This is a genomic window from Acidithiobacillus sp. TH-A67 (assembly GCF_057473545.1).
In genome coordinates this window covers 1-24,674 of the sequence record NZ_JBYCKU010000047.1, presented here as the reverse complement: position 1 = coordinate 24,674, position 24,674 = coordinate 1, and the positions used below count along the sequence as shown (strand labels likewise).

General features: G+C 57.9%; 26 protein-coding genes and 1 pseudogene. 15 read left to right on the top strand and 12 right to left on the bottom strand.

Features of this window, described 5'->3' with window-relative positions; genetic code table 11:
* Nucleotides 1-35: 35 nt before the first annotated feature.
* From AC2VNM_RS07445 to motD, 7 genes are all read right to left on the bottom strand, one after another.
* Nucleotides 36-785: an oxygen-binding di-iron domain-containing protein gene (locus AC2VNM_RS07445; protein WP_483166088.1), complete on the bottom strand. Its 750-nt coding sequence runs from the start codon at nucleotides 783-785 to the stop codon at nucleotides 36-38.
* Nucleotides 772-1,407, bottom strand: a complete 636-nt coding sequence (locus AC2VNM_RS07440) for a hypothetical protein (RefSeq protein WP_483166089.1) — start codon at nucleotides 1,405-1,407, stop codon at nucleotides 772-774. The genes AC2VNM_RS07445 and AC2VNM_RS07440 overlap by 14 nt, the downstream gene beginning before the upstream one ends.
* On the bottom strand, nucleotides 1,404-3,479 hold the full coding sequence (locus tag AC2VNM_RS07435) for a chemotaxis protein CheA (protein WP_483166090.1): 2,076 nt from the start codon (nucleotides 3,477-3,479) through the stop codon (nucleotides 1,404-1,406). Before AC2VNM_RS07435 ends, AC2VNM_RS07440 begins: the two co-directional genes overlap by 4 nt.
* A 2-nt stretch (nucleotides 3,480-3,481) precedes the next feature.
* A complete protein-coding gene (locus AC2VNM_RS07430; protein WP_483166091.1) occupies nucleotides 3,482-3,955 on the bottom strand; it encodes a hypothetical protein in 474 nt (157 codons plus the stop codon).
* Nucleotides 3,952-4,371, bottom strand: a complete 420-nt coding sequence (gene cheY, locus AC2VNM_RS07425) for a chemotaxis response regulator CheY (RefSeq protein WP_483166092.1) — start codon at nucleotides 4,369-4,371, stop codon at nucleotides 3,952-3,954. The genes AC2VNM_RS07430 and cheY overlap by 4 nt, the downstream gene beginning before the upstream one ends.
* 127 nt (nucleotides 4,372-4,498) lie before the next feature.
* Nucleotides 4,499-5,077, bottom strand: a complete 579-nt coding sequence (locus tag AC2VNM_RS07420; RefSeq protein ID WP_483166093.1) for an SPOR domain-containing protein — start codon at nucleotides 5,075-5,077, stop codon at nucleotides 4,499-4,501.
* 14 nt (nucleotides 5,078-5,091) lie between these two features.
* Nucleotides 5,092-5,949, bottom strand: a complete 858-nt coding sequence (gene motD / locus AC2VNM_RS07415) for a flagellar motor protein MotD (protein ID WP_483166094.1) — start codon at nucleotides 5,947-5,949, stop codon at nucleotides 5,092-5,094.
* Nucleotides 5,950-6,052: 103 nt separating this feature from the next.
* Between motD and AC2VNM_RS07410 the strand changes: the two genes are divergently transcribed.
* Nucleotides 6,053-6,784, top strand: coding sequence for a PilZ domain-containing protein (locus tag AC2VNM_RS07410; RefSeq protein WP_486913073.1), 732 nt, complete (start codon nucleotides 6,053-6,055; stop codon nucleotides 6,782-6,784).
* Here AC2VNM_RS07410 and fliW read toward each other — a convergent pair.
* The 5 genes from fliW to flgA all read right to left on the bottom strand — a co-directional run bounded on the left by fliW (nucleotide 6,764) and on the right by flgA (nucleotide 9,102).
* Nucleotides 6,764-7,240 (bottom strand): flagellar assembly protein FliW, encoded by a 477-nt coding sequence (gene fliW, locus AC2VNM_RS07405; protein ID WP_483189660.1) that lies wholly within the window; start codon nucleotides 7,238-7,240, stop codon nucleotides 6,764-6,766. The genes AC2VNM_RS07410 and fliW overlap by 21 nt on opposite strands.
* Nucleotides 7,237-7,485, bottom strand: coding sequence for a carbon storage regulator (locus tag AC2VNM_RS07400; RefSeq protein ID WP_483166097.1), 249 nt, complete (start codon nucleotides 7,483-7,485; stop codon nucleotides 7,237-7,239). The genes fliW and AC2VNM_RS07400 overlap by 4 nt, the downstream gene beginning before the upstream one ends.
* Nucleotides 7,485-7,874: a flagellar protein FlgN gene (locus tag AC2VNM_RS07395; protein ID WP_483166098.1), complete on the bottom strand. Its 390-nt coding sequence runs from the start codon at nucleotides 7,872-7,874 to the stop codon at nucleotides 7,485-7,487. Before AC2VNM_RS07395 ends, AC2VNM_RS07400 begins: the two co-directional genes overlap by 1 nt.
* A gap of 3 nt (nucleotides 7,875-7,877) precedes the next feature.
* A complete protein-coding gene (gene flgM, locus AC2VNM_RS07390) occupies nucleotides 7,878-8,183 on the bottom strand; it encodes a flagellar biosynthesis anti-sigma factor FlgM (protein WP_483166099.1) in 306 nt (101 codons plus the stop codon).
* 85 nt (nucleotides 8,184-8,268) lie between these two features.
* On the bottom strand, nucleotides 8,269-9,102 hold the full coding sequence (gene flgA / locus AC2VNM_RS07385; protein ID WP_483166100.1) for a flagellar basal body P-ring formation chaperone FlgA: 834 nt from the start codon (nucleotides 9,100-9,102) through the stop codon (nucleotides 8,269-8,271).
* A 131-nt stretch (nucleotides 9,103-9,233) separates the two neighbouring features.
* Here flgA and flgB point away from each other — a divergent pair, with 131 nt between their 5' ends.
* The 14 genes and pseudogenes from flgB to AC2VNM_RS07315 all read left to right on the top strand — a co-directional run bounded on the left by flgB (nucleotide 9,234) and on the right by AC2VNM_RS07315 (nucleotide 24,538).
* Entirely contained in the window at nucleotides 9,234-9,647 is a 414-nt protein-coding gene (gene flgB / locus AC2VNM_RS07380) for a flagellar basal body rod protein FlgB (protein ID WP_483166101.1), read from the top strand.
* A gap of 22 nt (nucleotides 9,648-9,669) precedes the next feature.
* Nucleotides 9,670-10,080, top strand: coding sequence for a flagellar basal body rod protein FlgC (gene flgC / locus AC2VNM_RS07375; protein WP_483166102.1), 411 nt, complete (start codon nucleotides 9,670-9,672; stop codon nucleotides 10,078-10,080).
* A 2-nt stretch (nucleotides 10,081-10,082) separates the two neighbouring features.
* Nucleotides 10,083-10,778 (top strand): flagellar hook assembly protein FlgD, encoded by a 696-nt coding sequence (locus AC2VNM_RS07370; protein ID WP_483166103.1) that lies wholly within the window; start codon nucleotides 10,083-10,085, stop codon nucleotides 10,776-10,778.
* A gap of 10 nt (nucleotides 10,779-10,788) precedes the next feature.
* Nucleotides 10,789-12,027: a flagellar hook protein FlgE gene (gene flgE, locus AC2VNM_RS07365; RefSeq protein ID WP_483166104.1), complete on the top strand. Its 1,239-nt coding sequence runs from the start codon at nucleotides 10,789-10,791 to the stop codon at nucleotides 12,025-12,027.
* A gap of 15 nt (nucleotides 12,028-12,042) precedes the next feature.
* Complete coding sequence (flgF, locus tag AC2VNM_RS07360) at nucleotides 12,043-12,789, top strand: flagellar basal-body rod protein FlgF (RefSeq protein ID WP_483166105.1); 747 nt, start codon at nucleotides 12,043-12,045, stop codon at nucleotides 12,787-12,789.
* A gap of 18 nt (nucleotides 12,790-12,807) precedes the next feature.
* Nucleotides 12,808-13,593 (top strand): flagellar basal-body rod protein FlgG, encoded by a 786-nt coding sequence (flgG, locus tag AC2VNM_RS07355; protein ID WP_308388919.1) that lies wholly within the window; start codon nucleotides 12,808-12,810, stop codon nucleotides 13,591-13,593.
* Between the two features lie 13 nt (nucleotides 13,594-13,606).
* The gene (locus AC2VNM_RS07350; RefSeq protein ID WP_483166106.1) at nucleotides 13,607-14,329 is read left to right on the top strand and encodes a flagellar basal body L-ring protein FlgH; all 723 of its coding nucleotides are present in this window, start codon (nucleotides 13,607-13,609) and stop codon (nucleotides 14,327-14,329) included.
* Between the two features lie 17 nt (nucleotides 14,330-14,346).
* Complete coding sequence (locus AC2VNM_RS07345) at nucleotides 14,347-15,474, top strand: flagellar basal body P-ring protein FlgI (protein WP_483166107.1); 1,128 nt, start codon at nucleotides 14,347-14,349, stop codon at nucleotides 15,472-15,474.
* Nucleotides 15,474-16,436 carry a flagellar assembly peptidoglycan hydrolase FlgJ gene (flgJ, locus tag AC2VNM_RS07340; RefSeq protein WP_483166108.1) on the top strand — a complete coding sequence of 321 codons (963 nt, stop codon included), beginning with the start codon at nucleotides 15,474-15,476 and terminating at the stop codon, nucleotides 16,434-16,436. Before AC2VNM_RS07345 ends, flgJ begins: the two co-directional genes overlap by 1 nt.
* Nucleotides 16,437-16,487: 51 nt before the next feature.
* A complete protein-coding gene (locus AC2VNM_RS07335; protein ID WP_483166109.1) occupies nucleotides 16,488-16,838 on the top strand; it encodes a hypothetical protein in 351 nt (116 codons plus the stop codon).
* 1 nt (nucleotide 16,839) lies between these two features.
* Nucleotides 16,840-18,861, top strand: a complete 2,022-nt coding sequence (flgK, locus tag AC2VNM_RS07330) for a flagellar hook-associated protein FlgK (RefSeq protein WP_483166110.1) — start codon at nucleotides 16,840-16,842, stop codon at nucleotides 18,859-18,861.
* Between the two features lie 13 nt (nucleotides 18,862-18,874).
* Entirely contained in the window at nucleotides 18,875-20,164 is a 1,290-nt protein-coding gene (gene flgL / locus AC2VNM_RS07325) for a flagellar hook-associated protein FlgL (protein ID WP_483166111.1), read from the top strand.
* Between the two features lie 102 nt (nucleotides 20,165-20,266).
* Nucleotides 20,267-20,650: pseudogene (locus tag AC2VNM_RS07320) on the top strand (glycosyltransferase family 2 protein); the annotation flags it as partial.
* A gap of 450 nt (nucleotides 20,651-21,100) precedes the next feature.
* Nucleotides 21,101-24,538: a rhamnan synthesis F family protein gene (locus tag AC2VNM_RS07315; RefSeq protein ID WP_483166114.1), complete on the top strand. Its 3,438-nt coding sequence runs from the start codon at nucleotides 21,101-21,103 to the stop codon at nucleotides 24,536-24,538.
* The last annotated feature ends 136 nt before the right edge of the window (nucleotides 24,539-24,674 follow it).

Sequence of the window (24,674 nt, the reverse complement as noted above, 5' to 3'; positions counted from 1 at the left end):
GCATGGTTTTTCTCCTTGCTCTGCCCGGGAGCTTTTCATGCAATGCCGCTACCCACGGGGAGGGCGGCAAACCAGTCCAGAAACCGTTGTACTTGAGGACCACTATAGATGGCGCCGTGTTGCGGGCAGAGGTAGTCGATTTCCAGTTTGCTCACCCGCTCGATCCAGTCGTTCTTGGCGCGGTTGGAGGGCATCCAGCGCTGGTGGAAATAGCGCGCCTTCTCGATGTGGGCGGCAAAGGCCTTGCCGTCAGCATCGCGGCGATCCACCCAGGCACCGTGGCCCGGCGGCAGCAGGGCCGCACCGACGTCGCCGCTGAAGAGTACTTTCGCCTCCGGATCGTAGACATGAAAGTTGGCAGACGAGTGTAGGTAATGCGCCGGGATGAACTCCAGCCGGCGTCCGCCAATCAGGATGTTGCCTCCGGCGTCGGGAATGTCCTGCAGCGGGGCTTCCAGGGCACCATAGTGGCGGATGAAACCCTCCCAGAGGGCGGGAATATGCCATTGGATTTTCGGGTTACAGGCGTGCCACAGCGGTAGGCTGGAGGCAATGTCCGGATCCTGATGCGAGACAAAGGCGCCTTGGATACTGGCGGGTGGGACGGCTTCCACGAGGGCAGCAAAAACCTGCGGAAAAATTTCAAAACCACCGGGGTCGAGGAGGAAGGCTTGCCCCTGGGATTCCATGACATAGACATTGGAATCAATGACACGACTTTCCTCCTGGTCGTAGAGAATCCACCAGCGATGATCCCTGGCCTCGAAGACTTTAGTAGCTTTCATTTTGTAACCGCTCCAGTTGCTGACGATAATCGCGTACGGCGCGCGCAACGATCCGTACGGCTTCCCCCATGTCGCGCGACACCCGCATCAGCGGCACGCCACTCCCCTCGACGAGCGCGGCCTCGATGCGGCCGTTCGTCACCACATATTCCTGTTCCTCCACCCCCTCTTGCAGAATGCGCACCTCCTCCAGCAAAAGACGAAGGATCCGGCGGGCATCCTCCCGCTCTTGGGTAATGATTTTCTGAAAATCCTGTCGGGTGTTCTTCAGGCCTACACACCGGCCGTGCAGGGCTTCGCCATGGCTTTGCGTCATTTGCTCGAAGTTCTGGAGCAGGCGCTGTTGCTGCAGGATGCGCATCTGCGCTTCGATCAGCGGCGCGATGTTTTCCTGCAGATGGGAGGCAGACTCACGCAACAGCGCGGCACGTTCACGGAAGGCCTGCGCTACGACACCGTAACCTGCCAGGGCGTTGCCATGTTTTTTGACGAGAACCATGGCATTGAGGGCGCGGCGATCGATGTCGCGCAAGGCGCGATCGATGTCTTGCCGTGCCCGAAACGAGGCATTGACGACCTCCATGACCCGTTGTTGTTGGCGTATGAGCTGTTCTGGAGTCATCGTGCTGCTCCCATCCGTTCGATTGCATGGCGACTCAAAGCCTGGGCATCGAGAATCAAGACCACACTCCCGCGTCCGGAAATGGTAGCTCCCTGATACCAGTTCTCTTTGTCTAGAAAATCAAGGGGTTTGACGACGGAATCTTCGTTGCCAAGGACCTCGGAAACCAGGAGCAGACCCCGCTCGGTCAGAATCCCCTCCACCGATTCACTGGCGAGTTGCAAGTTTTGTTCATACAAAAGGGCCCCTAAATCGATCATCGGGGTGACTTCACCGTCGTCGAGGCGATACAAGCTGCGCCCTTGCATGCGGTGAATACGGGTTTCCTGGATCTCGACCAGGCTGGCGATGGCGCTTACCGGAAGCGCATAGATCTCTCGTCGCAACCGCAGATACAAAACCGGCAGAATGGCCAGGGTAAGCGGGAATTCCATGGAAATCGTGGTACCTGCCCCCAGGTTGGTGCGGATATCGAGCTGGCCGCGCAGCTTGTGCACGGTCTCTTTCACGACATCCATGCCCACTCCGCGCCCGGAGAGTTCGGTGGCCTGCTCCTTGGTGGAGAAGCCTGGACGAAAGATCAGCTCCAGGGCCTCCTGTTCGGATAGGCGCGCTGCTTGTTCAGAGCTGAGCACACCTTTCTCTATGGCCTTCTGTACGACCATCTGCCGGTCAATCCCGCGGCCATCGTCACTGACTTCGATGCGCACCCGGTCACCCAGATGAATGGCGGCGACGCGAATCGTGGCCGTTTCCGGCTTGTGGAGCGCGCGGCGCTGTTCCGGTGTTTCGATACCATGATCGAGACTATTGCGAATGAGGTGGGTCATGGGGCCGGAGAGGGCATCCACCACTGCCTTGTCGATCTCGACCTCTTCCCCGATGATTTCGAGCTGCACGTTTTTACCGAGTTGCCGCGAGGCATCCCGCACCACCCGCGGCAATTGCTGAAAGATGCGCTTACAGGGTTGCATGCGCAGGCGCATGGCATTGACCTGCAGATCATTGACGCTCAGGTCTAACTCCCGGGCGATGCGCCCAAGATCTTCATTTTCGTCGAGCAGTCTGCTGATGGCGGAGCCGAGGCGGTTACGCAGTAATACGAGCTCACCCACCTGATTCATGACCGCATCCAGACGCGCGGCATCGACGCGCAGGGTATTCTCCATTTCGCTAGCGGCACTCGTCACGGTCCGCGGCGCCGCTTTGGGGTTGCCCCCCGCAAGGGGTTTTGGCGCCTCGCCGGCGCTTGCAGCTGGAGCTGTAGATGGACTAGGCGACGCCGCTTCTGCTGTCGGCACATCGTGCATCCTGGCCGCCGGATTGTTTTGCTGGGTGGTGTCTGCTGCGGGCAGGCCGGGCGCTCCTCCGGGCCCATACAGCTGGTCGAGGGCGGCTTCAAACTCGCTCTCGGAGATATTGTCTGTAGCGGACTTGGGCGCGTCCATCCCCGGTGCCTGCGTGCCATAGAGTTGATCCAAAACGGCCTCGAACTCGCTTTGTGAAATTTCATCCTCGGAAGTAGCTTCCGGCGTGTCGCAATTTTCATTGTGTTGCGCAACGTACACGCCGGATTTCCCCTGCTCGTCGAGGCGCTGCTCGGCATAGAGGGTCCCGGAAGGGGCTGGCTCCACGGAGGCGGATGCCAGATTTTGCTCAGACGCTTCTGGAGGAGGGCTGCTTTGTGGCGTGGCAACCCCAGCGGCCAAGTCGCGGATCCGGGTCCCGAGATCTTCGGGGCCGGGGGCTGGGTCGTCACCTTGGGCTAGCTCCTGCAGCATGCCATCGATCACGTCCAGTCCACGCAGGATGGCGTCGATCATGTCACTGCTGACGCAGAGTTGATGGCTGCGTAGTTTGTCGAGCAGGTCTTCCAGGTGGTGTGTCCAGTCGACCAGATTCTGTGCCTCCAGAAAGCCGGCTCCGCCTTTCAGGGTATGAAAGGCACGGAAGAGGCTAGCGAGTAGCTCGTCATCTTCCGGCTGGTCTTCCAGGCAGAGGATTTCTTCCTGTGCCTTTTCCAGAAGCTCGCGGGCTTCGGCGAGGTAGTCCTGGAGAATATCCATATCCATGATCAAATCCCCAATTCTGCTAGAAGGGCATCGACGCCATCCTGATCGATGTCCGGATTGTTCTCGCCCGGCTCGGTGGCAGCGGACGACTGCCCTTCCATACCCATCTCAAGAAGAGTCTGGCTGATGCGGTTTTCGACGGCGCGCAGCAGGTTGATGGCCTTTTTCAGCCGCTGTCCGGCAAGGTCCTGCCCCTGCTGGCTGGCGACGATGCGCTGCAATGCCTGATCGATCTGCCCCAGTTCGGGGTCGATGAAGGTATGGTGGGCACTACGTATGCGCTGGAGAGCGCCTTGCGCCAACTCCACTGCAACCAGTGTGGCCATGGTCTGCTCTTCCGTCAGGCGCAAGGCCTCTTCCAGGGGATCCTTGGCGCCAGCGAGATCCTCTCCGGCGGTGTTGGCGATGCGCCGCAGCCCCTCGCGGAGTAGCAGCTCGATTTCGTTCAGGGAACGCTCTGCCGGCTGACCCGTCATTGGCTCGCCCCCTGGGCTGCCTGCAGCCGCTTGAAGATGGCGTCGAGTTTTTCGCGCAGGGTTTCGGCGGTGAAGGGCTTGACGATGTAGCCGTTTACCCCGGCCTGGGCGGCCTCGAGAATGTTCTCGCGTTTGGCCTCGGCGGTGACCATGAGGACCGGAATGTGGCGCAACTGGCCATCTGCGCGGATGGCACGGAGTAGGTCGATGCCTTGCATATTGGGCATGTTCCAGTCCGAAACGACGAAATCGAAGGGACGACCATGCAGCTTCTGTAGCGCCTGCACGCCGTCCTCTGCCTCGTCAAAGTTGGTAAATCCGATTTCGCGCAGAAGATTGCGAACGATCCTCCGCATGGTCGAAAAATCGTCGACAATGAGAATGCTGATGTTTTTGTCTACTGCGTCTATGCCCATGGGCTGGCTCCGCCTCCGGAAATGAATCACTCAAGCACTTCAGTAGGCGCAAGCAAAAGACATTCCCGCCATGCGCCGTACCCTCTCTAACTTCAATACGGCACGGTGGCGGGAAAACTTGAGAGACTCAGGATGGAGAGAGGTTGCTCCAGTACTGCGGATAGCTGTCGGCTGGCGAGACCTTGGCAGACTTCAGTTTTTGCACCTGCAGGTTGGCGTCCAAGCGGTTTTTTTGGGGCTGTCCGGCCAGAACGCGATACAGTTTGTTGTTGGCAAGGTTGCCAACACAGACCGGAAAACCAGCCTTGTGCACCTCCTGCGCGAGGCTCTGCGCCTGCGAGAGTTTGCCGAAAGCGCCTAGCTGTACATACCATCCGGCCACCTCGCAGTTGGTTCCCGGTAGCGCCAGGGTGGCCTGTTTGGCGGGAGCAGCGCTTTTAGTAATGGCGCTCACTGTGGCGGTCGGCGCCGCAGATGTGGGGCTCGCGGTCGCCCCGGTAGGATTCGCTGGCGTGCTGCTGCTACTGGGGGTCACTGTAGCTGGCAGCTGCAGATACACAGAATGGATGCCCACGGCCCGTAGCTGCCGCGCCGTACCCAAGTAGAGAAAGAGCGCCAAAATAATGACGACAATCAAAAGTAAAATGAAAAGCCACCGCAGCGTCCTGGCGACTGCCTGCTGGTTTTTTGACGATTGCTGCGTCATCTCCCTCTCCTCTATTAGCCGCGCTGATCGATGGCCCCTGCCATGATGGGGTCCATGCCAGCCTTGGCTGGGTGCTGTGGCGCCACGACAACGATACTCACCCGACGGTTCATGGCCAATCCCTCGGCAGTGTCGTTCGGAGCAACCGGATGATACTTGCCGTAGCCAGCGGCAACCAGATGCCGCGGGTCGACGCCATGGGCGCTGAAGAGTTCCACCACGGCGACGGCCCGTGCTGCAGAGAGGGCCCAGTTGCTAGGATAGATCCGAGTGTTGATGGGGAGGTCGTTGGTAAAGCCATTGACCTGGATTTGATAGGGAACCGATTTCAGAACTCTCGCGATCTGGGTCAGGGTCTGCTCTGCCGCCGGGGTCAGGCTGGCCTGCGCCGAGGAAAAGAGAATCTTCGCGTTCAAATCGATGACCACCCCTAGGTCGCTGCGATGGATCGCTACGCTACCGTCTTTGATGAGAGGCTGGAGCAGGGCTTCCATTTCCTGTTGTAGAGTATCCAGTCGGCCGGCGTCAGAATCGTGTGGGGGAACGCGGGGACTTTTGACTGGGCTCGCTGCCTGCTTTGGCACGGGAATGGTGTTGGCAATTCGGGGGAGTGGGGGTAATTGCACGGCTGTAGTCGTTGTTGCGTCCTGGCTGGGTTGCTTCTGAAGGATCGGTGTCGGTGACCATGGGTGTCCGGAAAAGGCGGAAACCAAGGTTTCCGACAAGACCTTGTATTTTCCCTCGTTGACCGAGGAAATCGCGTACATGACCACGAAGAAGGCAAAAAGCAGCGTGATGAAGTCGGCATAAGAGACCAACCAGCGCTCGTGATTTTCCCATTCCTCTTCTTTGTTGCGAGAACGTCTCGCCATTTCGCCCTCCGTTTTTCGATGCTTGAACCCGTTCGTCCGACCACAAAGATCATGCCGGCATGGATGCTGCTTGGCAAATGAGAATTTTCTTCGGAGGTCGGTCATGCCAGTAGAGCATCATCTCATCGAGACGCTGTTTCAGGAAAAATATCGGCAAGGGGAAACCGCCGCCAGGCGACTGAGTACTGCGCTCCTGCAGCAGCCAAGTTGGACCATTCTTGCAGGAACTTCAGGGCGGGCGGCAGAAAGCGAGCTTCTCGACATCCTGCCCGAGGGGCGCGGATTGCTATTTGATCCCTGGCCTGGTCTTCCCGATCGGCTGGAGGGAGTTGGGGAACTGCTGTTGCTCGTTGGCGCCCTAGCCGGCATTCCCACCGGTTTCATAGTGCGCTACCTGGGGATGAGTCAGTGGCGGCGCTATCCCGCTGTGCATTTGACCATGCCGGAACAGGTCTATCAGTGGCAACGACGTGGCTTTTTACGCGCCCCGGCGCCTGCCGACTGTCGCGGTCAGATTCAGCGCTTAGGGGCACGCGCCTTACCTATGGAGCTGCTGGATCTGGGGGCTGGCGGCTTGCGTGTGCGCGTAGCTCCGCCACGAGATTATGCGTTGAGCGTTGAAGAGCGCTTTTCTGCGGTCAGCTTCTCTTTTGCTGGAGAACGCTATGCGCTTGCGGCGACATTGCGACATCTCGGCGGTCCTCGGCGAGTGGCGGGTGCAGTGGTGCAGGAACTAGGCCTGGCGTTTGCGTCGCCACCGCAGGCACTGCAGGAACAACTCCTGCAGTATGCCCTGCGCTATGATCGCGAGGCCCTACATCGAGCCCGGCTGTGACGCTGCGTCGCTAAGGGTACCAAGACGGACAGCATGCGCCAGCAGGCAATCCGGGGGTAAATCGGAGCCCCTACCGCTGGCTGGCTGTGCCTGTTCGACGATCCACTGCCGCAGTGATCGTTGTTCAGGACAAAAATAAAGAGGAGCGAGCTGATGCACCCGCAACTGATCCTCAGCCTTTTGCGGGAGGATCACCAGCAGCATGTTCACTCCATCGGCACAGGAGGGCTCCGGTGGGTCATAGTGCAGGCCAAAATGCTCGGGTGCACAGAGAAGAAAGGCGATTAGCGGGTCGTCGAGGGATTGTAGCCATAAAAAGGGTCCCTGCTTATCAACGTGTAGCAGCGCAAAGCGCTGCAGGTCGGCAAATCCGGAGAGTGGCAGAGAGCATTGCCAGATCTGTTCATCACGGATCGGCAATTGACCGAAGCGCGTGGGATAGAGGGACTCGCTCATGAATTCTCCTGTGTCTGACCCGAGCCGTATTCCGCGAGCCAGACTTCCAGCTGTCCGGGCTGGCTCTGTGCGGCATCCTGGTTGTCACTGCGTACCGCTTCAAACAACTCCTCGCGCAGGATCGAGATCCCCGCTGGAGTTTCCAGACCCAGGCGAACCTGACCGTCATCGATGCGTGTGACGACGATGCGAATATCCTCACCAATGCGGATGGCCTGGCCTTTTCTGCGCGTCAGGACCAGCATCAGGCACTCCCCAAACGGTGTCCGTTGTTGCCCTTGCCGATCTGGCCGGCATCGTCGTAGAGCTTGTTTTCCGTGCCAAATAGTACTTGCCAGGCCTCCTGTTGGAAGCGGCCGAGGGCCTGAATGCTGGCGCCGTTGCGGCGATTGATCTGGTCAATTTCCTGGAGTAGCCGTTGGCGCTGGCGTAACTCGTCGGGGCTGCCACTCTGCCCCCGGCGCAGGCTTTCCAGGGAGCTGATTTCCCGGAATAACTGTAATTTTTGCGCGGCAGCCCCCTGCACACGTACCCAGTCCCCTTGAAGCAAGGCCTCGGATTCGCTTTCCAGCACCTGCCGCAATGCCTCGAGACGGGCAACCTGAAGAGCAATGATCTCGGCGTTGGAAGACACGGATCAGGCCCGTGCACCGGGCGTTGGTCGCGCCAGCAGTTGCTGCTGATCCTGCAGTAGGCCTTGCCCGATTTTGGCTGGTGAGACGACATACCTGCCGTTCTGCACGGCTGTGCGCAGGGCCTCGATGCGACTCGACTCGCTCTGGTTACCGCTGGCTTGCAGCAGGGCTTGCGCAGTTGCCGAGAGCGTCACTTGCTCTTGCGGCACGCTGCTCGGTGTACTGCTACCGGTTTTTGCGGATGTTTGGCCGCGCGGCGCGTCGGCCGTTACCGGTGTAATTGCGCTTTTCGGCTGAATTGGATCCATGGCTGCTTTCCTCTCGGCTCATCTCACGGATAACGGCACAATTGCAGAATCTCTTGAATCGTGCAAGAAACCTTTTCTCGCAACGTCAAAAGGATACCCGTACATTCCCATTACCAGTCACGATGGCATGCAGTACCCGTCCAGATTGTACATTGCGTACCAGAATGCTCTGTCCCTCTTTGCCATTCTCGATGGCTTCTGCGGTGGTCGCTATGCGTACCCCGTCCCCTTGGGCAACTAGAGTTACCAATTGCCCGGCATGTACCAGGTCCGGCTGCTGCAACATAGACCGTAGGATCGGTTGCCCGGCCATGACACCATACTGCAGGCGCTGGCCGATGGCTTGGGCCGGATCATGCAGCGGCGCACCGGAAAGTTCTCCAGGATTGGCCACGCTCTCGGCAATGTCGCCGGCGCGCAGGATACTGTCGGCACTCAGACTGTGCGCCGCAATCAGGATCTTGCTTCCTTGGCGGATCTGTATGGGCACATACAAGGTCCAGGCCTGCGGATTTTGACAATGCACCGCTACGGTCTGATTGCCAAAGGGGTTGGCGTAGCCGAAGTACCCGAGCTGCAGCCGCGTACAGGTCGGAAAGTTGACGCTTGCCGCAGGTACATCTACGGCGATCTCGCTGTTGCGCATGCTGCCTGCTAGGTGTTGTCGCACAAACTGGATGACGGCGCTATGAATGGCTGCCATGCTCTCACCTGCATCGGCTTGATTGATGGGTGCTAGGTAAGAGACCAGGGCAGCGGCAATGGCCAAGTTGCGCAAAGATCGGAACACCAGAATCCCCCATTCGTCGCTACAGATGCGTTGCGGATCATTAGCAAAAGCCAGGCCAGAAAGTTTGTCAGGGTGGACCTTGAACTCTGCATAGAAACATCTCTGATCGGCGGCAAAATCTTGCCGCATTCCGTGGCCGGCGGAACATTGTCGCCGATGATCTCTATAAAATTTGGGAGGAACCTGTGGCGCAGGCAGTCCCTTAGGTAGGCACGGCGTTTGCTTGGGTGCAACGTCATCTTCGGTAGAGGCCTGATGCTATGCCCAGTCTCTTGGATCAAACCCTGAATCCTTTGGCAGACGCCCTGCGCGTGTCTGGATATCGACAACAATTGCTTGCTGCCAACATCGCCAATGCCAATACGCCAAATTACAAGGCGGTGGATATCCCTTTTGCCAAGACGCTGCGGGCGGTGCAGGCAGGGCAGGGCATGGGCTTCCCCATGAAAACCGATCAGGCGCGGCAATTTGGCGACGCGCCAGGCTCCCTCGCCTTGGCGAGCTATGTGCAGTATCAGCGAGGGAGTGCTGTGGGGCTGGATGGCAATTCGGTGGATATGAACCGTGAACAGTCGGAGTTTGCGCAAAACGGCGTGCGGTATCAGGCCGATGTCACTTTCTTGACGGGAAAGATCAAAAATTTGTTGTCTGCGATCACTGGCACCACGCAGTGATCCTGGCCTAGAGGGAAAAGCCATGTCCTTGTTTTCGGTTTTCAATGTCGCGAGTTCCGGGCTTACGGCGCAAAGTTATCGTCTGAATGTGGTGGCTAGTAATCTTGCCAATGCAAATTCGGCCACCAGTTCCAACGGTCAGCCCTATCGGGCGCGAGAAGTAGTCTTTGCTGCACAACCGCAGAGCAGTAATCCGGCTGGCGTCGATGGGGTAGCGGTTGCCGGAGTCATCGAAAAACCCGGGCCGTTCAAATTGGTATACCAGCCAGGGAATCCTCTGGCCGATGCTCAGGGCTACGTAAAAATGCCCAATGTGAACCCGGTGGATGAGTTGGTGAACATGATTTCTGCGTCCCGCGCCTATCAAGCCAACGTGAACGTGATGGAAACCACCAAGACCCTCCTGCAAAAGACCTTGACCCTAGGAGCCTGAAAATGAGTAGTGTCAATTCGCTTACCTCTGCCGTAAATCCTTTTTATGCTTCTCTGCAAAGCAATAGTGCCAGCAGTTCTGGCTCGGCCAGTTCCGGTGCCAGTGGTCTGGCCAGTGAAAGCACGTTCTACAATCTGCTGGTAACCCAGCTGACCAATCAGGATCCATTGAATCCCCTGAGTAATCAGGATCTTTCCGCCGAGCTGGCACAGTTCAGTGTGGCCAATGGTGTCAATGCTATTCAAGGCTCCCTGAGCAGCCTTATGGCGCAGATCAATCAAAATCAGGGATTGCAGGCTGCGTCACTGATTGGGAAAACCGTCAGCACCTCGGGCAACAGCCTACAATTGAGTGGCGGTAGCGCAACCGGTGGCTATGAGCTCAGTGCGGATGCCAGCAATGTCGATGTTCTGGTGCAGAACTCCGCGGGGCAGACCCTGGCAGTATTGCCACAGGGGGCACAAAGCTCTGGTATGCAGAGCTTCACCTGGAATGGCACCGATAACTACGGTGTTGAGCTGCCAGCAGGAAATTATCAATTCGTTGTCCAGGCGGCTAATGGTTCGCAAGCAGTGACGGCTACGCCCTACAGTTTGGGCGTGGTGAATGGCGTTACCCTAGGTAGCTCCGGTCCTACTTTACAATTGAGCGGGCAACAAGGTTCGGTTCCTTTCAGTTCCGTGCAAAACATCATTTGAGGAGATGGTCATGGGTGCTTTCCAAACAGCTTTGAGTGGATTGAATGCGGCAAACACGGATTTGCAGGTGCTGGGCAATAATATTTCCAATGCCAATACTGTGGGTTTCAAGTCCTCTAACGCGGAGTTTGCCGATGCCTACGCCTCGGCCATGACCAATAGCGCACCTACTTATGGGCAGGTGGGGATTGGTACGCAGGTGATGACGGTGGCGCAGCAATTTACCCAGGGGAATATTCAGACTACCAGCAATCCGCTGGATGTGGCGATCAATGGGAATGGGTTTTTCCAGTTCAATTACAATGGTGCGACGGTGTATAGCCGTAATGGACAATTGCAGCTGAATTCCGGTGGGGTGATCGTCGATGGCAATGGCGGCGAACTGATCGGTGTTCAGGCGCAAAATGGCAAGTTGACCGGCCTCAGCGGCCCACTCACCATCAGCCAGGCAGCACTGGCGCCACAGGCATCTTCGGGTTTGAGCTATTCTTTGAATTTGGATTCCACCAACACCCCCATTTCCAGCGGCACTCCTTTCAGTACAAACGATCCGAACAGTTACAACTACTCCACGACCAGCACGGTCTACGACAGCCTGGGTACTCCGCAACTAGTGACTACCTATTATCAATTGGCATCCAGCAGTCCAACCAGTGGTCAAACTTGGAATGTGTACTATTCGGCGACGGGCACTGCCAGCGGTACGACCAGTAGCGGTTCGCTCGGTACTTTGCAGTTCAACTCGACCGGGCAGGTGCAGCCACCCAGCAGTGGTACCATCAACCTACAGTGGGCCGATGGTGCCAATCCTTCCACCCTGGCGTTGAATTTTAGCGGTAGCACCAATTACAACGCCCCGAACGCAGTGATTGCCGCCACTACCAATGGCTACGGTGTAGGCCAGCTCTCCGGCCTGTCCATCGATCCGAGTGGCAATATTTACGCGCGCTATAGCAACGGCCAGTCGCAAGTCATGGGGCAGATCAGTCTGACCCGCTTTGCCAACAATAATGGTCTGCAGAATCTGGGTAACAACTACTGGGCGGAGACCTACGCCTCGGGACAGCCGCTGAGTGGCGCGCCGGGTAGCACCAATCTAGGCGTTCTCCAGTCCGGGGCAGTAGAGCAATCCAATGTCGATCTCTCCAAGGATCTGGTCAATTTGATTGTCGCGCAGCAGGCCTATCAGGCCAATGCGCAGACCATCAAGACGCAGAATACCGTGGTGCAGACCCTACTCAGTCTGTAAAGGGGTTAGATCGTCGTGGATACGCTCTATATCGCTATGACGGGCGCCAAGACCTTGCTGCAGCGGCAGGACGTAGTGGCGAACAATCTCGCCAATGCCAATACCAGCGGTTTTCGCGCGGAAATCGCCGAGTCCCGAGCTCTGCCGGTGTACGGTTCCGGGGCGGGCCTGCCGACTCGGGTCTATACCGCAACCACCGATGACAGCTGGGACTTCCAGAGCGGGCCGATCGTGCATACCGGACGGCCATTGGATGTCGCGATCAACGGGCAGGGTTGGATTGCCGTGCAGGGTGCGGACGGCAAAGAGGCTTACACCCGCGACGGAAATCTACAGGTGAACGGACAGGGTATCCTGGAAACCACTACCGGTCATCCGGTGCTCGGCGTCAATGGTACCCCCATCTCCTTGCCCCCCATGACGGGCCTGACCATTGGCAGCAATGGCACGATTTCTGGCGTACCCCAAGGCAATCAGCCGAACGGCCTGCTCGTCATCAACCAGATCAAGCTGGTGAATCCACCAGAAAAAGATCTGCGCAAGGGCGCCGATGGACTGTTCCGCACGAGTGACGGAAAAGCGGCAACCGAAGATCCGAGCGTCGATCTGGAAGGGGGTGCGTTGGAAGGTAGTAATGTCAATCCCATCCACAGCATGATCCAGATGCTGCAGGACAGTCGGCAGTTCGAAATGCAGACCAAGTTGATCCAGACTATCGATCAGGATCGCAATACGGCCAACCAGATCCTCGTGCTTTCCTGACGATAAGGAGAAAATTTTATGATGCGCTCTCTCTATGTGGCGGCCACTGGTCTGGAAGGGGAACAGACCAAGATGGACGTCATCGCCAATAATCTGGCGAATGTAAATACTACCGGATTCAAGCAATCGCGGGCAGTGTTTCAGGATTTGCTCTACCAGAATCTGCGACAGCCCGGCGCGCAGTCGTCGCAGACCACCCAGTATCCGTCGGGATTGCAACTGGGTACTGGGGTGCGGGTCGTGGCTACCGAGCGACTGATGACCCAGGGCAACCTGACGCAGACTGGTAACGCTCTCGATGTCGGCATCAACGGCCAGGGCTTCTTTCAGATACTGGAGCCGAACGGCACCATTGCCTACACCCGCGACGGAACCTTTCAGTTGAACAATCAGGGGCAGCTGGTCACCTCCAATGGGTATCTCTTGCAGCCACCTGTCACCATCCCGCCGAATGCGCAGAGCATCACCATCGGCGAGGATGGTACGGTTTCGGTCGTACTGCCAGGGCAGGCGGCGCCGCAGCAGGTGGGTACCATTCAGCTTGCCAACTTCATCAATCCCACCGGCCTACAGAGCATTGGCGGCAATCTCTACCTGCAGACGGGTTCTTCGGGTGCGCCGCAGACTGGCCAACCCAGTCTGAATGGCTTGGGCACGGTGCAGCAGGGCTACCTCGAATCCTCTAACGTCAACGTGGTTTCAGAACTGGTGGATATGATCGCCACTCAGCGCGCCTATGAAATCAACAGCAAGGCGGTCTCGACCTCGGATTCGATGTTGGGCTACGCCATCCAGAATATCTGACGAGAGGTTAGCCATGCGGGGAATGATTGGATTTCGCTTGCAAAGACTCTGGCGTCTGCTCTTTGTGCTGTTCTTGGTGCTGGGCTTGACTGCCTGTGCGGAAATGCAGCACCCGAGCATGGAGCCGATCAAACCGCTGCCCATCCCCGCCGAGCCCGCCTCGCTGAACGCGCACCCCGCCAATGGCGCTATCTGGCAGCCGGAGACCAACGTCTCCCTCTTTGCCGATAATCGCGCCAACCGCGTGGGTGATCTGATCACGGTGCTGATTCAGGAGAACTCCAGCGCCTCGAACAACACGAATACTGCCATCAACCGCTCCGACTCCCTGAGTGCGGCGCTGACCAACTTCTTTGGCCTGACACCTGCCTTTGGCAATATCGGCGGCTCGCAGATCAGCCCCTCTATGGGTGCGAACAGTAGCCAAAAATTTGGCGGTACCGGTGCTACGTCCCAGAGTAATACCTTTACCGCCACCCTGGAAACCACCGTGGTGCGGGTGATGGGCAATGGTAATCTGGTGATCGAGGGCTCCAAAGAGGTATTGCTCAATGGTGGGCACGAGTTCATCCGGGTTGCCGGAGTGGTGCGCCCCGCCGATGTAACGCCGCAAAATACCGTTCTTTCCACACAGATTGCCGACGCGCGGGTGGAATACAGTGGTGACGGCAGTATCTACGCGGCGGCGCGAATGCCTTGGTTGGCACGATTCTTTCTTTCTCTCTGGCCATTCTGAGTATGGAGAGATTGTCGATGAAATCGCGTCTGGTCATTCGCTGCTTGCTGCCTCTTCTCAGTGCCACCTTGTTGCTGGCTGCCGCATTGCCGAGTAATGCAGAAAGCATCCGCAACCTCGCTGTGGTGTCGGGGGTGCGCAGCAACCAGCTGGTAGGCTATGGTCTGGTGGTAGGGTTGAACGGGACCGGCGATCAGGCGACGCAGATACCCTATACCACGCAGTCCTTGCTGAACATGTTCCAGCGCCTCGGCATCAATTTGCCGCCCTCGGTGGCCACCAATCTGCAGCCCAAGGATGTAGCGGCAGTGATGGTGACCGCGCATCTACCGCCCTTTGCCCAGCCGGGTCAGACCATCAATGTCACCGTCTCGGCGGTGGGCAATGCCTCGAGCCTTGCGGGTGGCACCCTGCTGATGACGCCACTGAAGGGTGCGGATGGGCAAACCTATGCCGTCGCCCAGGGGAGTATTATCGTCAGCGGTTTTGGTGCGAGCAGCAACGGTGCCTCGGCGCAGGTGAACGTCACTACTGCGGGAACCATCCCCAACGGTGCCAATGTCGAGCGGGCGGTGCCCAGCGGCTTCGACAATGGTGGACCGCTCCAGCTCGACTTGCACACCCCCAGTTTCACCACGGCGGCGCGCATTGTCGATGCCATCAACCGCAGTCTTGGCGCTGGCACCGCCCAGGCCCTCAATGCCGGGGTGGTCGAGGTCCGGGCGCCGAGTGATCCGGGGCAGCGTGTCAACTTTCTGGCATTGATAGAGAATTTGCAAGTGGATCCAGAAACTCCAGTGGCTAAGGTGGTGATCGATGCGCGCAGCGGTACGGTGGTACTGGGGCAAAATGTCACGCTGGGCAGTTGCGCGGTGGCGCATGGCAATCTCTCGGTGACCATTTCGCAGAAGTACCTGGTGAGTCAGCCGAATCCCTTGGGAGCGGGGCAGACCGCGGTTGTGCCGCAGGCCAATGTCAAAATCAAGCAACCGCAGGCCAAATTGCTGATGTTTGAGCCAGGAGTGAACCTAGAGTCGGTGGTGCGGGCGCTGAATGCCGTCGGCGCCACCCCCACAGACCTAATTGCCATCTTGCAAGCCATGAAGGCGGCGGGCGCACTGCATGCCCAGCTCGAGGTGATCTGATGAGTGCGAGCAACGGCATCGCTTTGTACGCCCAGGCGCGGGCGGTCAATCTGAATGGCCACGCGGCCGCAGCGGTCGGCAGCAATGCCCTGAATTTTGCCCAACTTCAGCAGCTGCATCAGGAAGCCAAAGACAAAAATCCTGCCGCTATCCTGGCTACGGCCAAGCAGTTTGAGGCGATGCTGCTTGATGAGATGCTCTCTTCGATGAGTAAGACTACTTTTGGTTCGGATCTGCTCGGCAAGAGCAGTGGGCCGATGTTTCAGTCGCTATTCACCCAGCAGATCGCGCAAACGGTGGCGCAGGGGCATGGCATTGGCCTGGCGAGTACCCTGGCACAGGAGATCGCCACCCGCTACCACCTGCACTGGGATGCGAAAACCGCGGCCAAGGCGGAGGCGGCGAATACCCCAGATACGATTCCCGCGGCACCGACGGCCAATACCCAGAGCGCCGGCACGCCCAACTGGAGTCAGCCTGGTCAGAGCCTGCTGCAGCGAGCCAAGGCCTTTGTGCAGAGCATTCTGCCTGCGGTGCGGCAGGCTGCGGTGCAATTGGATGTTTCGCCGGTTGCCATCCTCGCCCAGGCGGCACTAGAGACCGGCTGGGGGGCGCATGCGCCCGGAAACAACCTCTTCGGTATCAAGGCGGAGAGTGGCTGGGGTGGGAGTGCCCTGCAGAATCTCACCCATGAATTTGTCGATGGCGTGAACACGGTAGAGGACGCGAGCTTTCGAGCGTACCAGAATGTTGCCGCCAGTGTGGCAAACTACACGCAACTGCTGTTGAACAGTCCCCGCTATCGCGCGGCCCTGGGGCAGGGCGGCAATATCGCCGGCTTTGCCCAGGCTTTGCAGAACGGCGGTTACGCTACCGATCCCAACTACGCGGCCAAGATCACCGCGCTTGCGCAAGGACCGGTGATGCAGGCGGCGTTGGCCGGCACGGGGCTCACCCCTTGAGTTTTGCCAGCAGCGTGACGTTAATAGCGTTATGAAGCGACGGAGATGGGCATGGAAGCCAGCGAACGCGAAGAACTGCAGACCCTGCAACGTCTGACGACGGTGCTGGGGCAGGCACGGGCCGCGCTGCAGGCCGGAACGCCAAGTGATCCCACTAGCCTGGCAGAGCAGCAGGAATTGTTCGCGCATTTGCTGGATCTGCGGGCAGCAGCCGGAGCTCGGGAAGCCAGTCCCGCCCTGCAGGCCGCAGTACTGGAATTGCAGGATGTCGTCGCCGCTTTTGAGCATGCCTTGCGGGTGGGGATGGCGGAGATCCGCGCGCGGCTGGAACCACAGACCCAGTCTTCCAGTGAGAGTTTTGCCGACCGCATCGGGCGCGGTCATTCCTTGGGGAGTGCGTGAGATGTCGGGTGTTTCCGGTCTGATCAATACCTCGCTGAGTGGTTTGCAGGCGGCACAGCAAGCCCTGCAGGTGACGGGTAACAACATCGCCAACGTCAACACTCCGGGCTATAGCCAGGAAAACGTCATCCAATCGACCACCACCCCTAGCTACCTAGGCGGTCAGTTCTACGGGAATGGCACGCAGATTGCCGATGTGCAGCGGGTGTACAGCAGCTTCCTGCAGGGTCAGGTTTGGTCCGCAAGTGCGAGTTCCAGCGGTGCGGCGACCCTGTCTCAAGGCTTGCAGCAGATCTTGGGTGTGCTCAGTAGTGGTAGCGTGAGTACGCAAATTCAGCAGTTTTTCTCCGGGGTGGCGCAGGTGGCCGCCAACCCCAGCGATATCCCTTCGCGCCAGGCGATGTTGGGTGATGCGCAGACCCTGAGCAATACCTTTCAGTCCCTCGGGCAGCAGCTCAATCAGATTGGTCAAGGCATCAATCAGCAGATGCAGCAGAGTGTGTCCAGCATCAATCAGCTGAGCACCCAGATCGCCCAGTTGAACCAGCAGATTGCCAACTCAGCAGGTTTGGGTAATGGCACTCCCAATGACCTACTGGATCAGCGCGACCAGCTGCTGACCGAGCTGAATACTCAGGTGGGGGTCCAGGTCGTTCGTCAGAACAACAGCCAGATCAATGTCTTTCTTTCCAATGGGCAGACGCTGGTTGCCGGATCCACGGCCTTTTCCCTGAAGACCCAGCCGAGTCCGTATAATCAGCAAAATCTGGATGTCGCCTACGAGGGTGCGCAGGGGAGTGTGGACATCACGAAAAACCTGAGCGGCGGAATCCTCGGTGGTTTGCTACAGCTGCGTTCCCAATCCTTGCAGCCGGCGGAAAATGGCCTCGGTTTGCTGGCGGATGGTATCGCTGCGCAGGTGAATGGGCAGCAGGCGCAGGGGCTAAATCTGCTAGGAAGCTCCGGTACCGCCATTTTTCAGACGGGTGGTGTGCAGATCTTTGCCAATAGCAGCAACAGCAGTGGCTCATCAGGCGCTGTGCTCCAGGGGACCATCACCAATATCGGCCAGCTGACGGGTAGCGACTACGTGCTGAGCAAGGGTGCCAGTGGCGTCTGGCAACTGAGCAACGCGAGTACCGGGGCGGTGATAAGCACGAGCTCGGGAACGGTCAGCAGCGGTGGTGTCACGACCCTCGACTTTGGAAAAGGTTTTCAGGTGCAGGTGTCGGGTACGGTTGCCCAAGGTGATCAGTTTTTGGTGGAGCCGACGCGCCTGGGCGCCACCGGGATGCAGACGGTCATGAGCGACCCCAGCCAGATTGCGGCCGCCAGCCCGTATGTAGGCAGCCCTGGCGTCATGACCAGCGGCGCTTTGGTCAATACTAACCTGGGCAACATGATGCTCTCCGCCGGCCAGTTTGTCAGTAGCAGCGGCGCGGGTGCAGTGGTGGTGAATGGACTCGGCTTCCCGATGTCAGGGAGCGCAGAGCTGCAGTTCAGCAGTGGGGCCAGTAGTGGCTCCGCCGCCTTCACCATTAAAGCCAATGGTACCATCCTTACCAGCGGCACGGTCGCTCTGGGCAGTTCGGGAACCGCCATCGACATTGCCTACCCCAATGATCCGCCGGGCGGCTATTACCAGATGCTGCTCTCGGGTACCCTGGTAGGCAAGGAGGATACCATTACCATCAGCGCCGGTGGGGCGGGCAGTAATGGCAATGCGCAGGCCATGGCCGCTTTGTCGACGCAAGGTATCTTCAATGGCGGCACGAACAATGCCAACGCGCAGGCGGCGCAACTGCTGACCCAAGTCACCACGCAGGCCAATCAGGCGCAGAACCAGGCGCAGGCACAGGCGAGCGTCCTGAGCCAGGCGCAGTCGGCGCAGCAGTCGTATTCCGGGGTGAATCTGGATCAGGAAGCGGCCAATCTCATTCTGTATCAGCAGGCCTATCAGGCTGCAGCCAAGGCGATTTCGGTAGGGAATACCCTGTTTCAGTCTCTGATCCAGGCATTGTGATGGGAGAGGCAAGATGCGCGTGAGTACACAACAGATCTTTCAAGCCGGCTTGAGTGGCATGCTGCAGCAGCAGAGCACGCTGAATCAGCTCAGTCAGCAGCTCTCCACGGGCAATGCCCTGACCAATCCTGCCGATAACCCAACAGCCTACTCGCAATCGCTCAATCTGGGCGCGCGTATCGCCAATCTGCAGAGCTATCAGCAGAGCAATCAGTACGCGCAGCAGAACCTGCAGTTGAGTTCGAGTACCTTGCAGAGCGTCAGCACGCTCATGAATCAGGTCCAACAGCTCGCCGTGCAGATGAATAATGCCACTGTCAACTCCAGCGATCTGCAGAACGCCATCACCACCATGCAGGGCAACCTGCAGCAGCTGGTGCAGCTCGCCAATACGCAAAATGGCAACGGCCAATACATCTATGGCGGTTCCACCACCGATCAGCAGCCCTTTGCCCTACAGGGCAACAATACGGTGCTGTATCAGGGCGACAGCAGCCAGCAAAGTTTGCAGATCGGCCCCTCATTGAATCTTCCGGTATCGCAGGCCGGGAATCAGGTCTTTATGAATATCCCAGGTGGTAATGGGACCTTTTCGGTGACAGCAGATAGTGGCAACTATGGCGCGGGATCGGGCACGGCAACCTTGGGGCCCGGTGCGGTGATCGATCAGAGCGCGGCCAGCAATGCCTTTGTGGCGCAGGGTGCGGAGTACCAGGTGAGCATCAGCGCCAACGCCAGTGGTGCCCTGAGCTACACCGTGAGCAGTGGGACCGCCAGTGGCGGCGGGGGTCTTACGGCTTCCGGGGTGGTCAGCTCCGGTGTCTACACGCCCGGGCAAAGCATCAACATCCCCGGCCCTGGGGGCAGCCCCATGGCCTCGGTGCAGGCCCAAGGACAGCCTGCCGATGGCCAGACGCAAAGCTTTACCCTGGCGGCATCCAAGCCGCAAAGTCTCTTCCAGACCTTTAGTGAGCTTATCCAGGCCTTCCAGGCGGGGAGCGGTTCCCCGGGCGCCAATGCCAAGCGTGCGCAGGGCATCAGCAATGTCTTGCAGAATCTCAGTCAAGCACAAACACAAATCCTCGGCGTGCAGGCGCAGATCGGTTCCAATTTGCAGGAGGCACAATCGGTCAGTTCCCTGAATAGTAGCCTTACCACGCAGTTCCAGACCACCCAAAGTAGCTTGTCCGACATCAGCTACCCCCAGGTGATTACCCAGTTCCAGGAAAGCTCTACCGCCCTGCAGGCTGCACAAAAGGCCTTTATGCAGGTGCAGGGGTTGAGTTTGTTCCAGTATATATAGCTGAGCTTTTTTAGGACGAGGATTGGCTGCCTATGTTCTTTGAAGCCTGGATTTCAGAATAATGATTTTTATCTTATAATAGATTATTTTTTGGATTTAGATATGTCAAATAAAGATTGGAACCCGATAGTTGGCGTCGTTATTGCGACAAAAGATAGGCCATTATTTTTGCGTGATGCAATATCATCTGTGGTTTCTCAGACATACAACAATTGGACGGTTTGTGTGGTAAATGATGGTGGGTTGGATATTTCGCATGTGCTCAGCGAGTTCTCTGATTCTCGGATAAGGTTAATTGATCACAACCGAAGTTATGGTGTCTCTGAAGCTAGAAATACAGCACTTCGAATATTGCGTTCTGAAATTGTTGTATTTCTTGATGATGACGATGAGTTTGAGGAGAATTATTTTTTTTATGTAGTTGAAAACTTAAGAAGTTCTGATGTTTTTATCTGTGGAAGTTGTTATGTTTATGAGAGGGTTGAGTCTGGTACTCGAAGTGAGGTTGGGCGCGCTAATCCATATGCCGGGATGCCTTTTGATTATGAAAGGTTACTTGGCGGAAACTATATCCCTTTTCCGTCTGTTTCTTATAAGGTTGAAAGTTTTTCTGAGTTTTTTGATGTTAGCCTTCCAGTGTATGAGGACTGGGATTTTTTGCTTCGATTGACGCGGAATCGTACGGTGGTTAAGTCCGATGATGCTCTTGTCAAAATCAGGCAAAGAGTGGACGAAAAAAAATCGCTGACACATGGGGTAGGATTCCTTACGTGGATAAACTCCTTTGAAAAATTGTGTCAAAAGTATCCGTCAGAAAATTCAGAAATTATTCTCCGTCGAATACAAACTCGTCTAGAAATAGTAAACACAAGATATTCGGATACTGCAACCCCGCTGGATTTGGGCAGAAGTTTTGCTACTGATAAGTTGAAAAGTATGGGAAAGATTTCCGAGTTGCAATATGACTTGGAAATTTTATCAAATGGCAAACATCAAGGCGTTGGCACTGCCGTCCTGCTGCACCTATATTACCCCGACTTGTGGCCCGAGTTTCAGACTTTTCTCAAGGCCCTGCCGCCGCCCTGCGATGTCTATATTTCTCTGAGCGAAGGCCGCGAAGATGTGCTGGCCGACATCGTGCGCGACATGCCCGAAGCGGTAGTCATTCGCCATCCCAACCGGGGGCGCGACATTGCCCCGCGTCTTGCCCTGCTGCGCATGGCCCGCCAGCGCAGCTACAGCCAGTTGCTGTTTCTGCACACTAAGAAATCGCCGCATCTGCGCGATGTGGAAAACATCCACATTCCCTTTCTGCAGCACAAGGACGGCAACCGCTGGCGGCGCGAGCTACTGGCCGAGCTGCTGGAAACTGCGCCGCGCGCGCTGAAGGCGTTCGCGCAGCAGCCCAAGCTAGGTCTGGTCGGCCCACGCGGGTTCTGGCTCCATCTGCACAACGACGGTAATTTGCCGCAAATTGCGTCTCTGTCGCAGCGTTTCGGGCTCGCTCCGGATCTGTCGCGGCACGGCTATTTTGCCGGGTCGATGTTCTGGTGCCGACCAGAGGCGCTGGATCCGCTGCTTGCACTTGACCTCAAGTTCACCGATTTTGAGGAAGAAGCGGGCCAAGTCGATGGCACCTTGGCACATGCGATCGAGCGACTGTTCACCCTTAGTGCCGAGGGAGCGGGGTTTGAAGTCCGCGACAGCGCAGGCGCGCTCATGGTGGAGCCGGTGCGTCAGATCTCGCCCTGGCTCCCCGAAGCGCGTTGGCTACCGATGGAGCGTCGCTGGGCCGAGGAGGTATCGGAGGCCGAGAAGGCTTCGAGCGCGCAGTCTCCCCGGATTACGCTTAGCGTATTGCTGCATCCCTCCCGTTCTGCGGCGGCCACGACTGCCAGTATCAAGGCACAGTGGGCGAGGGCGGAGCTGCTGGAACTTCCGCCCGCGAGCGAAAACTGGCTTGCTGGCCTCAACGAGCGGCTCCTTGCCAGTGGCTGCGAATGGATCGCGTTGCTGGATGCTGGAGACGAGTTGGCACCGGACGCGATTTTCCGCATACAGCAGTCCATTACCACGCACCCCGAATGGCAGCTGATCTATACCGACGAAGATTCGTTGACTGCAGACGGGCAACACGTGAACCCGCACTGCAAGCCGGATTTTAATATCGATTACCTGCGCAGTCTGCCGTATGTGGGGGGCTTGCTCGTCATCAAGAAGGAGCTCTTTGAGGCTCTGGGCGGCTTTCACCCCGCGGCGGATGGGGCGGAGGACTACGATCTCGTATTACGAGCCTGGGAGCGAACGGGGGATGCTGGTATCGGACATATTCCCGCTGTCCTTTATCACCGCCTGCAGGGAGGCGGACACTGCAGCCAGTCCATCGAGGAGATTCTGGCGGCGAGCAAGGCAGCTCTGGAGCGTCACCTGCAGCGCCTGCAGATTGCCGCTGAGGTCCTGCCGGGACCATTCCCGCCCTCGACCCGGGTGCGCTATCCCCTGACAGCAACTCCCACCGTCTCGATCATCATCCCGACGCGCAATCAGCTGGGCATTTTGCAACGCTGCGTGGAATCGATCATCGAGAAGACGCGCTACCCCCACTACGAAATTCTGCTCGTGGACAATGACAGTGACGACGAGGAAACCAGAAACTATCTGCAGTTGCTGGAGGCGCAGGAAGAAAGCCTCGGCGGACGCCTGCGGGTACTGCGGCACCCTGGCGCCTTCAATTTCTCAGCGATGAACAACCGGGCGGTTGAACAGGCGCGCGGCGACTATTTGCTGCTGCTCAACAATGACACGGCAGCCCTGCATGAGGACTGGCTGGACGAAATGGTCAGTCAGGCCTTGCGGCCGGAAGTCGGCATCGTCGGCGCCAAATTATTGTTCCCAGATAGCAAGATCCAGCATGCCGGCGTAATTTTGGGGATGAAAGGTCCGGCGGAACATTCCTTCATCGGACAACCGGCAGAATACCGAGGCTACTACGGTCGGGCGATGCTCACGCAAGACCTCTCGGCAGTGACTGGTGCCTGCCTGCTGATTGCCAAGGAACTTTACCAGCAGGTTGGAGCTTTGGATGAGGAGAAATTCCAGGTCTCTTACAATGATATCGACCTTTGCCTGAAGGTTCGGGAGAGCGGCAAAAAAATCGTCTTCACCCCATGGGCCATCCTGTTGCACGAGGGTTCCGCCAGTCAGCGCGGCGAAGTGGAGAAAAAGCCCAGCCCCGAAAAGGAAAAGCGCTTTGCCAGCGAGAAAATGGCCTTCTACCGGAAATGGCTCCCGCAGATCGCTGCTGATCCTGCTTTTAACCGCCAGTTGAGCCTGGCGAGTACCGACTTTCTCATCGAAAGTGAGGCGGCCCTGACCTGGGATCCCGATTGGCGTCCGCGGCCGCGCATTCTGGTGCATCCGGCGGATCGCGAAGGCTGCGGCGAGTATCGCATCATCGCGCCGATGCGCGCGCTCAACCGGGCAGGGCGAACGCAGGGTTGGGAAACCATGCGTATCTTCGAGCCTGCCGAAATGGAGCGGATGCAGCCCGACAGTATTGTTTTGCAGCGACAGATGGAGTGGCCGCAGATCGAGGCGCTGGAGCGACACAAGGCCTTGAGCGGGGCCTTCCGCGTCTTCGAGATCGACGACCTGATCACCAATCTGCCGGTCAAAAGCCTGCATAAGGCGCACATTCACAAGGATATCGCCAAGCGTTTCCGTAAAGCGGCGGGGCTATGTAACCGGCTGGTGGTGGCAACGGAACCGCTCGCACAAGCCTACAAGGGCTTTAGCGATGAGGTCCGGGTACAATCCAATTGTATCGAGGATGCCGTTTGGGGTTCGCTACAGGCACAGCGCCGCGGCAATGATAAACCGCGCGTGGGCTGGGCTGGTGGGGTGGGGCACACTGGTGACCTCGAAATGGTGGCGGACGTGGTGCGTGACCTCGCCGAAGAAGTGGACTGGATCTTTTTTGGGCTTTGTCCGGACGCCCTCAAGCCTTATGTCCGGGAGTTTCATACCGGGGTGCCTCTGCCGCAGTATCCTGCCAAACTCGCCAGTCTGGATCTGGATCTCGCCATCGCGCCGCTGGAAGACAATCCCTTCAACGAGGCAAAGAGCCATCTGCGGCTCCTGGAATATGGAATTCTCGGTTATCCTGTGGTCTGTTCCGATGTATATCCCTACCAGGGGGATTTTCCAGTAGTGCGGGTGAGTAACCGCTATCGCGATTGGATGAAGGCTATCCGCGAAGCGATCGCCGATCGGCAGGCGCTGGCGGAGACGGGCGACCGATTACGGAAACAGGTGCGCGCCCATTGGCTATTGGAGAATCGCCTCGATGACTGGCTTGCCGCGTGGTTGCCCTGATCTTGACCTACTCAGATCAGTCCGCTGTCTTCATAGAAGTGTAACCGCTCAAACGGCACCGTACTTTCCGGGCTGGCTGGCGAGCTCTAACCTGCTTTTGTTTTCACTGAGCAGGAGTGCGATATGAACCCGCGAC